This window comes from Rickettsia honei RB (assembly GCF_000263055.1).
Taxonomy (GTDB): Bacteria; Pseudomonadota; Alphaproteobacteria; order Rickettsiales; family Rickettsiaceae; genus Rickettsia; species Rickettsia rickettsii.
Genome location: NZ_AJTT01000001.1, coordinates 74,349 through 86,464, shown reverse-complemented (window position 1 = coordinate 86,464; position 12,116 = coordinate 74,349). Strand labels below are relative to the sequence as shown.

Below are 12,116 nucleotides of genomic sequence, written 5' to 3'. Positions count from 1 at the left end.
ATAAATATGTATAGCAACATAAATAAAGTTCATGATTTTAAAGAAGTTATAGAAGCGGTAAAACAAGCCGATAATACTAGCTTGGTGCTTTTTGATGTAGATGAAGTAATTGTAATGGATAGTGATGAATCTAGGTTAACACATGATTATAGAAAAGAATTAATGAAGAACATTGAAAAAAGACTTACTAGAAAAGAATGTGAATTATTACTTAGTATTGTTCTTAAAGATAGGAAAGCTAGCTTTGTTAACCCAAATATCTTAACGATATTTGCTCTACTTACAGAAAAAAATGTACCGGCAATGGGTCTTACTAAACTTCCTACCGGTAAATTCGGCGTAATTGAAGATATGATCGAATGGAGAATTCGTGAACTCACTGAATTAAAGGTAAATTTTCAAGAATTTTCACCTTTAGAAGATGAGATAATAATAGAAGATTTTAATGCCGGTTACGGTAAACCTACATTAAAAGACGGAATAATTTACACTGCGGAATATGATAAAGGAAGCACGCTTGAGTATGTATTACGAAAAACAAATTATTATCCACAATCAATAATATTTATCGATGATATAGAAGAAAATTTATTATCATTACAAGAAATTTGTAAGAAACTAAAAATTAACTATCAAGGATTTGAGTTTACCGGTTCTGCTATCGTTCCTGAACCTGTTCTTGATGCACAATTAGAAAAAATTAGATTTGAAATTCTAGAAAAAGAATATAAATGGTTAACGGATGAGGAACTGAAAAAGCATACTTTGTCATCTAGTAGCTTGTCCACAGTATCCAGCTAAAAATGTCACAACAACATATACTTTTAGTTGCTTTTCCTAGATGCCGTGGACAAACTACTAGATGACACCTATGCACCTTAGAGTATAATATATGATGTCTGCAAAACTTATTGTTCTTTTTACCTTACTTATCTCGCTTTCTACTATGGCAAGTAAAAAGGAAGAAGAAAAAATTACAGAAGTAAAAGCAACTAAAGTACAAATTGCTGAACTTTACGACATATTTAATATTGTAGGGCAATGCCAGAATGATAATAGTCGTGATTATTATGCCAATGCCACCGGAGTAGTTGAACAAGTCTCAGCATATCAAGGAGAAATAGTAAAAAAAGGGGATATATTGCTAGTTATAGATAAAAACATAGCAGAAACCACTAAATCTAGAGCAGCAGCGTTATTAAATACAAAACAAGAAGATTATAATAGAAAAGAAGCTTTATTCGCTAAAAAATTTGTAAGCAACGAGGAATATAAAAGGTCAAAAAGCGAACTTGAAGATGCAAAATTTAATTATTCTAAAGCTCTAAAAACATATAATGATATGATAATTACTGCACCCTACTCTGGTAAAATAGGCGTAATTAAGCCTATGGTCGGCGATGAAGTAAAAATAGGTGACTATCTTTTTAGCATTACCGGAACAGAAAACTCACAAAGTATTTTTATTGAATTGCCGGAGTCTTTAAGCGGAAAAGTTGGCGTCGATACTGAAGTTTTAATTGCAGGAAAAATTAAAAGTACAATCGGGGCAGTATCGCATTACTTATCAGATAATGGTACTTTAACAGCTAAAATTATTTTACCTATGGGTACAAAAATCCTGCATAATAGCTTTGTAGATGTTATGCTTATAATTAACCCTCATAAAAACCTAACCGTTCCTGAAAGTTGTATTCAACGAAATAATCAAGGTAATTTTATTTATAAAATAGACGGTTATACGATAAAACAATTATATGTAAAAATCGGTACACGTACAGAAGGTCTAATTGAAATTATCTCTGACGATATTAAAGCAGGTGACTTAGTCGTTACCGAAGGTATGACTAAAATTGGTGATGGCTCAAAAGTTAAGATATTTGAGGAATAGTTATTTATATATGCTTTTTAAGCCATCTCTGTATTCTAGAGATTGTTGCACGTATTCCTTCTTGCCTTATAGAAGTAATAGTTAATAAAATCAAAATTTTTGTCACAAAGCAATAGGTTCGTATTTTTTGAATTACATAGTTATTTTTGAAAAAAGAAATATTACTTTTTTTATAGTCTTCATTTTTATTTTCTAGTAATCTTAATTGTGTAACAGCTGCTAATAACAAATTAATAGTAAACGGACTAAATTTACTTAAATAAGAATCATTAAGAACATAAGAAGTAATATTTATTAAACCTACTGAATATTTATTTGGGTCCATAAACGTATTAGTACCACCGCTAATTCGTACTTTAGACAATTCTTTGTCTATACCGCCTATTGAGTTTTTACTAGCAATAGATATCCATAAACAACAATCTTCACCGCTTCTTATATTTTCAGGAAATAAATTTTCTTGAAATAATGTCAAAGTTCCCATAACTGTCGGCATTGCTATTGGACAAGTTTGTATGACTTGAGGAAAAACATTGCCACTAAAAAGCCCAGAATGAACAGATTCGATATATTTTCCTTTTTCATTTATTTTTTGATATGAAGTATGAGAAAATATAAAATTATTTTCTTCCATAAACTTTAATTGGATTTCTATTTTATCCTTATAAAATAAATCGTCCGAATCAAGGAAAGCAATATATTTTCCTATAGCATTTTTAATACCTAAGTTACGTGCAGCAGCAGGTCCTTCATTTTTTTTATGAAAATATTTTATTCTTTTATCTTTTTTGCATATTGCAGTTAATTCTGATATATCATCAGTCGACCCATCATCTATTATAAGTATCTCAAAATTTTTGTGTGTTTGAATAAGTACACTTTCTATAGCTTCAATTGCCCAATTTATTCTATTATATACCGGTATAATAACACTAATTTTAGTATCATTTAGTACTTGTTTAGCCATAGTATTTGCTAAATCACAGGCTTTTTTATACGGAGTATGATTGGATAAAAAAGTAGCTGTACGAGTTAAAAATAAATAAGGAGAACCTTCCATTTTGATCATTTCTTCTTCTGTTAACTCGTGAAGAAACGATGACCATAATACATTACATTCTTCGTTATGATTTGATATTTTTTTACTACCTTGCTCTGAATGAAAACGAGATTTAATTAGGATAGATTCGTCAAAATGAATAGGGGCAACACGGAAAATTTTAAACCATAAATCATAATCTTGCGTTGTCGGTAAAGCCTCATTAAATATACCGACTTCATGAAAATATTTAGCAGGAATCAATAACGAACAACCATGTATTAATCCTCGTAATAAAGGTAATAAAGAAATATTAAGTTTATTTATAGGTAGCACACTATCCGGTTTAATATAACGTAGAGAGTTGCCTTTTTCATCGATTAATTCATAACCACCGTAAATGATAGTATCTTTATTATCTAATTTATTTAATATGTCAACTTGATGCTCGATTTTATTAGGATAATATATATCATCATGGCTAAGCCACGAAAAATATTCCCCTTGCATGTTTTTTATACCGTAATTTAAGGCCGAACCGCAACCTCCGTTTTCTTTATGAAAATAGCGTATTTTATCACCATATGATAATGCTACACGTTCTGTCTCTCCATTATCTTTTGAACCATCATTAACAACAATAATTTCAATATTTTTGTAAGTTTGTGCTAAAGCACTATTTATAGCTTCTTTCATATAATTAGCCCCATTATAGACAGGTATAATAATGGAAACTAAAGTATGATAAATATTTAGAGGTTTATCTTTTCTAGTTGTCATAACTTTTAAAAATAATTTATAAAATGTTAGTTTTATTGTTTAAATTTTCTATAGAGCTTTAGAAAAATAGATTTTTCTTCTGCACTAATAATTAGTTTATTTTTAAATTTTTATTTCTTCTAAAGCATTATTTAGCTCTGTTACAGTATTATTTAATTTAGTGTTTCTCTTCGCTATTTTTAAATGCATCTCTAGTTTGCAGCAATTATTTTAATATATCTTGGGATTGCAAACCTAACTTTTCTAAAAATTCCAGAGTCCAAGCTGAGATTGGATAGTTAAATAATTGTTGTATAGGCTTTAAATCTGAGTTACTAGATATACAGATTATAGAATTAGGAGGAATTTTTTCAGAATGCGTGTCGTTAGTTACACCATCTACTCCTTCATAGAAAAATTCTTTGTTCGGATATGATTCAAAGTCTTTTTCAGTAATTCAATTAACTAAATGATGTATATTCCCTTCCGGTTCATTAAAAGGTACATTTACTATTAATCGTTTTTTATACTTAAGATTAAGTGCTAGATTTAACCCATCTTCAATATGCTCAAGTGCATTTCGTGATACAATATAATCATATTCTTCTGCCTTTTTAATAAAACTAACTAAATCAGATTTAATATATTGTATATTAGATGCTCCACAATTTTGTTCAGCATAAATTATAGATTCTTTACTGATATCTATTGCTGTAATTTCTACTCCTAATATATCGCTAAGCATGAAAGTTCCGTGTCCCGTTCCATAACCTATATCTAAAATTTTTATTTTTTGATTTAGCATTAATGGACTATTAAGTATATCGGCTTCTATAATTTTTTTAAAAATCTTATAGCTACTTTTATGACGCATTACCTCTAAAACATCATAAGTTTCCCCAAGAATTAATCTTTCTCCATCATTATAAATTTCTTCTAACATAAATTATTTAAACTATTATAATTTTAATAAATATTCGGCGATAAATGCAGCAGGGTTTTCTACAGGATCAAGCATCTTTTTAAATTGATTTCTGCCACTACTATTTTCATAATAAGGTAAATAATGATTTTGCTTAATAAATTCTATATAGTTAATAATATCTTGCGGCTCATAAGCAAAATACATATATTTTTTTAATTCTTTAGATAGAGCATTGCTATTAAATTCATTATTCCAACCATTACTTAAGTAAATTATAGGCTTATCGGCAACTACTACTTCAGCAAGAGATGAAGTACCGTCACTTATTACAATATCTGACACCATTATATCATCCAGTAACGACCTGAATGCATGTGCAGAAACAGTAACATTCTTTAAAGAGTTAAATCTACTTAATATATTATCCATATCACTTTGGCTTAAGTAACTTTTACCGACTGCATAGGTAAATAGTGTAACATGCGGTCTTATAATAAAATGAATATTAGGATGTTGTAATGCATAATTATAGAAAAAATAGTGATAATTTAAGAAAGTAGAACCTCCTTCATATAAATCTCTATTTTTAAATGATAATTCCCATCTAGGAAGCCATAAAATGGTTTCCGAGTTTGGTTTTTCTTTAATATTATAATTTCTTACTTCATAGTATGGTTGATAACCTGAAACAATAACTCTATCCTTAGGAAATTTATAATTACTAATAAAGATATCCTTTGTACTTTCTGAATCAACAAATACCGTCTCTATGCAACTTGATAACTTATCATCATCAATATTTTTTTGATGAAAGATATGCGGACCATAGACTATATACATAATTTTTGTTTTAGTTCCTCTAAAGCTCTTATACAAATTAGCAGCCGTAAAAGGTTCTGATATATAGCCTTGAAAATTTTCGTAAGGATTTTGCGTAAAGATAAAATCCGGCTGATAATTTTTTAGTTCCGAAATTTCACATTTTGTATTAACATTTGAATAAGAAGCATACTTACCGCATGGATATATCACATCTTGTGCATCAAATTTACTAATAAACCCGGTATCTATTCCTCCTTGAATATTGGGATGAGGATGAGGTACTATTACAATTTTGACATCATGACCTATTTTTTTCATCTCATTATACATTGCGTATACGCCTTTGCCGCCGAATGTCTCTGTACTAACAAGGAAAACTATTTTTTTATAAGAATTTTCTTTGGAATAGCAAAAAGAAGATATAAGAGTTATTAGTAAAAAAACACTTAAAAATAAAGTGTTAAGTTTTATTAATTTAAAAAATTTCATGTTTTTGATATGATAATAATGAATAGGATTACTTTTTAAACCATACTGTATGGTTAACATAATCCACATAACTTAAAACTATACGTAATATTTTCTTTGATACAAGTCCTGCTTCTGCATAATCCGGCACGATATCTTGCAAGCGTTTATTATTCTCGTGTTCTTCCGTAATAGCTTTCACCGATTGTAGTACCCGTTCAGCCTTAAAACCCGACATAATAAGCGTTCCGGCGTCCATACCTTCAGGACGTTCATGTGCTTCTCGAATATTTAAAGCAGGTAAATTAAGTATAGATGCCTCTTCAGTGATAGTACCGCTATCGGATAAAATACAAAATGCATTCATCTGAAGTTTGACGTAGTCCGTAAACCCGAAGGCTGGTAAAAATCTTATTTTATCGCCAAGTTCTTTAAACTCCTCTAAATCCTCAAGCCTTTTTTTAGTCCTTGGGTGTGTTGAGAAGATTACAGGAAAATTATACTCTTTAATAAGCGTTTGTAAACTACTTAATAATTCTTTCAGATTATTTTTGACATCAACATTTTCCTCACGATGTGAGCTAATTAAGAAATATTGCTTTGTGGTAAGTGACAATTTATCTAAAATATCAGACTTTAATATTTTAGACATAAAGCGATCAAGGACCTCAGGCATATGCGAACCTGATTTAAAAATAAGCTCAGGCGGTAAACCTTCAAAAATTAAATAACGTCTTGCATGCTCGGTTAACGTAATGTTAACGTCACTAATATGATCAATGATTTTACGGTTTATTTCTTCAGGTACACGCTGATCAAAACAACGATTTCCCGCTTCCATATGAAAAATCGGAATTTTACGGCGTTTAGCGGCAATTGCCGATAAACATGAATTAGTATCACCGTAAAATAAAACGGCGTCGGGCTTTTCTTTCTCAAGTACTGCATCAACTTTTTCGATAATAAGCCCGATAGATTTTGCCGTATTATCTGCTGCTACTTCTAAGAAATAATCGGGTTTTCTAATTCCCATATCATCAAAAAAAACCTGATGTAATTCATATGCATAATTTTGACCGGTGTGAACTAGGATGTGATGAGTATATTTATCAAACTCAGAAATCACGCAGCATAGTTTAATAAGTTCAGGACGAGTACCAACAATCGTCATTACCTTAAGCATTTTTTAGCTCCTCTTGTACGTAATCAAGAGTCATTAATAACTCTTTTACTTCTTCTAAATTTAAACGTTTTGTATTATGGGAAGTGTAATCCTCTAAAAGTGCTACTTTCTTTTCACCTTCAACAAAATATTTTGCATAATTAAGATCGCGCCCGTCCATAGGAATACGGTAATAATCCCTTAAATCATCAGCTTTTGCCATTTCTTCTGATGATACTAATGATTCGTAATGTTTTTCGCCGTGACGTGTACCGATAAAACGTATTTCATTTTTACTATCGAATATATCTTGTAACGCTTTTGCGAGTACTTCAATTGTGCTTGCCGGAGATTTTTGTACGAAAATATCACCCTGATGACCATGCTCAAACGCATATAAAACTAAATCCACCGAATCTACAAGCGACATTAAAAAACGTGTCATTGACGGTTCTGTAATGGTTAATTCCTTACCTTGTTTTATTTGATTGATAAAAAGAGGAATGACCGAACCTCTAGAAGCCATAACGTTACCGTATCTAGTAACGCACAGCACAGTCTCACCTGGAGAACGCATACGTGCTTTTGCTATTGCTAACTTTTCCATTAATGCTTTAGATAATCCCATTGCATTAATTGGATATACAGCCTTATCGGTACTCAGTACAATAACTTTTGTAACTTTGTTATTAATAGCAGCACTTAAAACATTTTCAGCACCTAAGACGTTAGTATGTATTGCTTCCATAGGATAAAATTCACAAGTCGGAACCTGCTTTAAAGCAGCGGCATGGAATACATAATCTACACCATGCATTGCCTCATCAATACTTTTATAATTGCGTACGTCCCCGATATAGAATTTAAGTTTCGGATTATTTAAAGCAATACGCATATCCTCTTGCTTTTTTTCATCTCTACTGAAAATACGAATTTCCTTAATATCGTTAATAATACCGGATTTAAGAAAACGAGACAGCACCGCATTACCAAACGAACCGGTGCCTCCTGTAATCATTAAAGTTTTATCTACAAACATTATATATAAATACACCTATTTTGTTATTATTCATGCTGTCATTGTGTCAATCGAGAAACACTCTAAGGTAGTCATCCTGTGGCTTGTCCACAGGGTCCAGTTATAAAAAATACAAACATAAAAAGCTCGATTTATCTCACTTTATGCTGGATTCCGTGTACAAGCCTATATTCGCAATGACAATTTACTTAAACTCACACATACGCTTTACAAGCTCACGCCATTCAGGAGGCGTATATCCCGTCACCTCATTAAAACGAGTGCTATCTAGTGAGCGATCTACTACAAGCTCATCTGATGAAATAATATCGATGTCTTTATTATATATTTCTGCTACTAATTTTAACAATTCTAACTTATTAATCGGTTTTGAGGCAACATGATAAAGCCCGTGCAACTCTTTATTAGGTAACACAAAATCCCTTATTATTCTTGCAAGCTCTACTGTCGGGAATCCTGAATAAATAGCTTTCTCAAACCCTTTCACTGAACCTTCTGCACTTAAAAACCAATTGATTAAGCTTCTATTGCCTGCTAGCTCATGACCTATAATGGAAGTACGCAATGTGATAGCATGCGGATAATCTACCTCACCAAGAAATTTTGAACGACCGTAAAGGTCATAACAGTCAGAAAAATCACTTTCCTTATAATTACCTTTTTTTCCTGAAAACACACAATCAGTACTAATATGGATTAACCTTGAATTAGCTAGTTTACATAAATTAGCTAACCTATGAGGCAGCAAACTATTTATCGGTAATGCTTTTAACGGGTCATTAGCATCTGCCAATTGTTTTACAAGCCCTATACAATTTATTACTATATCGGGTTTTGTTTGATTAAATACCTCAACTAACGCATCATGGTTCTCAACATCTACATTTGTAATTAATTTATCGGATAAATCCTTAGAAAAGTAAGAACGAGCTGAATTGTTTCGGGCTGTCGCAAAAATGTCAAATTTTTTATCACTACTTAAAAACCTGAATATGCTATTACCTAGCATACCGGTAACACCTAAAATTAATATTTTCATAGTATATTTTATTTATTTTTACCGAATCGGTTCTATCATAAATAATATATCTTTACAATAGTGTTTTGAGTGCGTAACAATATTGAGTTATAAATAATTAACTTGCCATAGAAAAGGTTCTTATTCTATACTTCTGTAATTTTCCAACCTTCATCTTCTGCAAGCTCTAAATCATATTGGTCTTGCATATTCCCAACGAGGATTAATATTAAAATACTTACCCAAACGAAGGGCTGTATCAGCGGCAATTGAACGATGATGCTTAATTATATTATTGATCCTAGTAACGGGTACATCAATATCACGAGCAAGTTTGCTTTGACTAATCCCCATAGGTTCCATAAATTCTGCTAGTAAAATTTGTCCCGGTGAAATAGGAGGTAATTTATTCTTGGCTTTGTTGCATAGACCGTTTTATGTCATTCCCGCGTAGGCGGGCATCCAATAAAACCTATAAAAACAAGTTTTTATAGGTTTATTTTGTTAAATATGCCACTTCTATATTAATATTGAAGTTATTTTGCTGGATCCCCGCTTTCGCGGGGATGACATTGAGTAGGTTTTTCGATCCATACAACAACTCCTCAATTCTTTCCTATAGAATCAAGCACGGTTTCAAGAATCATACTAGCAGCTACTGCATCATCGTTATTATTACGGTCTTTTCTTTTCACTCCAAACGATTTAAGCAAATTATTTGCAGCTTTGGTAGTTAATCTTTCATCTTGTAAATATATAGGCAAGTTTATAGATTTTGCTAGCTCTTCAGCAAATTTCATCACTATATTTGTTTGCTCCGTTACTGCTCCGCTCATATCAATCGGTAGACCTATTATAACACCGCAAACTTTATATTTCTCGATGATATTAAGCAAGGAAGTAATAACAATCTTTTTATTTATCTCGGTTATAGTATTTAAGGGCATAGCAATACTACGTTCTTGATTAGATAATGCGATTCCTAATTTTTTGCTTCCGTAATCAATAGCGATAAGCGGAGCATTTGGTATTAAAAGCCGATAAAATTCTTGAAGATTTTTTATGATCATGATAGTTATAAAAATTACTTTATTAATTATTATTTATGCTAAAAACTATTCAGAAACATTTAGATACGAAATTAATTAAATTATCGACGATTTTAGCCTTTATTTATTGTTTATTATTTAATACCGCAATATTGATTTATAAATTTGATTATTATAAAGCAACAATCTTTAGAGGGATATTAGAGTTATCAAAAGATTTTTGCTATATTTATATATTTTCTTTTATAGCATTTTTCGGTCTTAGCGTACATAGATTAGTGTTAAAAATCAGCGTGGGGTTTTTATTTATAACATCCGCTATTGCTAGTTATTACATTTATTTCTTCAAAATCAATCCTACTAAACAAGTAATAGGTAGTTTTTTCTCAACGGATTTAAACGAAGTTTATGAATTAACCAGCATTAAGTTAATAATATGGATAATTTTTTGCCTTTTTACCTGTTTTTATACTCTCAAATCTTTTGCCACCGAAAATTCTAAATCATTCGTAACAAAACTATTATCTACCGCTTGCTTACTTATTTTTGTATATAATATTATTACTCCTTCATTTAAGATACTAAAAAATTATTTTCCCATTCAGTATTTACACAATAGCTACCTTAATTTTGCCGGAAATTTCGGTGAAAAAAATTATGCATGTATAGATATTAGCAAACAATATAACTTTATAGATAAGTCAGATAAAGATATTATCGGTGTTTTAGTTATAGGAGAATCAGCAAGATTTGATCATTTCGGTATTAACGGTTATGAAAGAGATACGACTCCTTACTTAAAGACTACTCAAAACCTAATTTCTTTCAAAGCTAAATCTTCTTCTAACCTTACCTATCTTTCCGTACCGTCGTTACTTTCACGTTATCCTGCAAGTCAAATTGAAAATAGTAGACAAGAGAACAGCTTTTTATCAATTTTAACAAATCTTGGCTTTAATACTACCTGGATCGGTACTCAAACTTTAATGAGGAGTTTTGCAAATTTTGACCTCAGTAATATATATAATGACGTTAATTTTACTATAGTACCGGGCGGCTCTGCCCTATTTTCTTTAAATGATCATGATGAAAAAATATTGCCTTTTATAAAAGAAATACTAACAAACTCAGAGAAACAATTTTTAGTAGTTCACACTTCCGGCAGCCATTGGAACTATAATGCGAGATATCCAAAAGAGTTTGAGTATTTTACCCCTACCTGTCCTATTAAGGTTAAGGGAGATGCAAGTGATTGCGATAAGCTTGCTTTAGTTAACAGTTATGATAACTCTATTTTATATACCGATTTTTTTTTATATAATTTAATAGATTTGCTTAAAGATAAAAATGCATTTTTATTATATGTATCTGATCACGGCGAGTCCCTCGGAGAAAATGGTTATTACGGTCACGGCGGTCCACTACTTGCAGAACAAATAACCGTACCTCTTATAGTTTGGGTATCAGATGATTTTCAAGCCAAATATCCTAAATCAGTATCTTCAATTAAAAATTATGCTAATACCGAAATTAGCCATGATTATGTATTTCATTCAATCCTTAACTGTTTAAATATAGAGTCCGACATAATAGATAAAGACTTAAGTATATGTAAATCTAGTTAAAAATTATTGAATTATTAAAAAATTTATATATAAATTAAGAACTCAATAATTATATGATTTATTATTATGTCTGATATACCTAAACTAGACGACTATTATTATAGATTTTTACAAAGTATTTTACTTAAAACACTAGAACAAAATAAAGCTGCTGAAACGTATTTATTGCAGAAAGATTTTAATAGCGCTTTAAATGAGATAAAAAATGTAAATGAACAACTTGAAGAATATTCAAGCATTCTTTCTTTACTCAAAGTAATTAAAACCCATTTTAATGATAAAAAAAATATATAATTAAGTACCGTTTAACTTAAATCCT

The 12,116-nt window shown here is 30.7% G+C and carries 12 protein-coding genes; 4 read left to right on the top strand and 8 right to left on the bottom strand.

All coding sequences use genetic code 11. From position 1 onward, the window contains the following. The first annotated feature begins 6 nt into the window (after positions 1 to 6). Both WSW_RS0100475 and WSW_RS0100470 read left to right on the top strand, forming a co-directional pair. A complete protein-coding gene (locus WSW_RS0100475) occupies positions 7 to 801 on the top strand; it encodes a DUF2608 domain-containing protein (protein ID WP_016916650.1) in 795 nt (264 codons plus the stop codon). A gap of 91 nt (positions 802 to 892) precedes the next feature. Next, the gene (locus tag WSW_RS0100470; protein ID WP_016916649.1) at positions 893 to 1,891 is read left to right on the top strand and encodes an efflux RND transporter periplasmic adaptor subunit; all 999 of its coding nucleotides are present in this window, start codon (positions 893 to 895) and stop codon (positions 1,889 to 1,891) included. A 4-nt stretch (positions 1,892 to 1,895) separates the two neighbouring features. Here WSW_RS0100470 and WSW_RS0100465 read toward each other — a convergent pair whose 3' ends face one another. The 8 genes from WSW_RS0100465 to ruvX form a co-directional block, all read right to left on the bottom strand. Next, a complete protein-coding gene (locus WSW_RS0100465; protein ID WP_016916648.1) occupies positions 1,896 to 3,710 on the bottom strand; it encodes a glycosyltransferase family 2 protein in 1,815 nt (604 codons plus the stop codon). Positions 3,711 to 4,146: 436 nt separating this feature from the next. Further along, positions 4,147 to 4,632: a class I SAM-dependent methyltransferase gene (locus tag WSW_RS0100460; RefSeq protein WP_016916647.1), complete on the bottom strand. Its 486-nt coding sequence runs from the start codon at positions 4,630 to 4,632 to the stop codon at positions 4,147 to 4,149. A 15-nt stretch (positions 4,633 to 4,647) separates the two neighbouring features. Then, the gene (locus WSW_RS0100455) at positions 4,648 to 5,994 is read right to left on the bottom strand and encodes a hypothetical protein (RefSeq protein ID WP_016916646.1); all 1,347 of its coding nucleotides are present in this window, start codon (positions 5,992 to 5,994) and stop codon (positions 4,648 to 4,650) included. Continuing rightward, positions 5,954 to 7,087, bottom strand: coding sequence for a non-hydrolyzing UDP-N-acetylglucosamine 2-epimerase (wecB, locus tag WSW_RS0100450; RefSeq protein WP_012737023.1), 1,134 nt, complete (start codon positions 7,085 to 7,087; stop codon positions 5,954 to 5,956). Before wecB ends, WSW_RS0100455 begins: the two co-directional genes overlap by 41 nt. Continuing rightward, entirely contained in the window at positions 7,080 to 8,105 is a 1,026-nt protein-coding gene (gene capD / locus WSW_RS0100445) for a UDP-glucose 4-epimerase (protein WP_016916645.1), read from the bottom strand. The genes wecB and capD overlap by 8 nt, the downstream gene beginning before the upstream one ends. A gap of 184 nt (positions 8,106 to 8,289) precedes the next feature. Beyond that, positions 8,290 to 9,144: a dTDP-4-dehydrorhamnose reductase family protein gene (locus WSW_RS0100440; protein WP_016916644.1), complete on the bottom strand. Its 855-nt coding sequence runs from the start codon at positions 9,142 to 9,144 to the stop codon at positions 8,290 to 8,292. Positions 9,145 to 9,315: 171 nt separating this feature from the next. Beyond that, positions 9,316 to 9,477 (bottom strand): helix-turn-helix transcriptional regulator, encoded by a 162-nt coding sequence (locus WSW_RS1000000110020; RefSeq protein ID WP_014364600.1) that lies wholly within the window; start codon positions 9,475 to 9,477, stop codon positions 9,316 to 9,318. Between the two features lie 251 nt (positions 9,478 to 9,728). Further along, on the bottom strand, positions 9,729 to 10,193 hold the full coding sequence (gene ruvX, locus WSW_RS0100430) for a Holliday junction resolvase RuvX (RefSeq protein ID WP_016916643.1): 465 nt from the start codon (positions 10,191 to 10,193) through the stop codon (positions 9,729 to 9,731). Between the two features lie 35 nt (positions 10,194 to 10,228). Here ruvX and WSW_RS0100425 point away from each other — a divergent pair, with 35 nt between their 5' ends. Together WSW_RS0100425 and WSW_RS0100420 are read left to right on the top strand one after the other, a co-directional pair. Then, positions 10,229 to 11,797 carry a phosphoethanolamine transferase gene (locus WSW_RS0100425; RefSeq protein ID WP_016916642.1) on the top strand — a complete coding sequence of 523 codons (1,569 nt, stop codon included), beginning with the start codon at positions 10,229 to 10,231 and terminating at the stop codon, positions 11,795 to 11,797. Between the two features lie 66 nt (positions 11,798 to 11,863). After that, entirely contained in the window at positions 11,864 to 12,091 is a 228-nt protein-coding gene (locus WSW_RS0100420; protein WP_014273371.1) for a hypothetical protein, read from the top strand. Positions 12,092 to 12,116 lie beyond the last annotated feature (25 nt).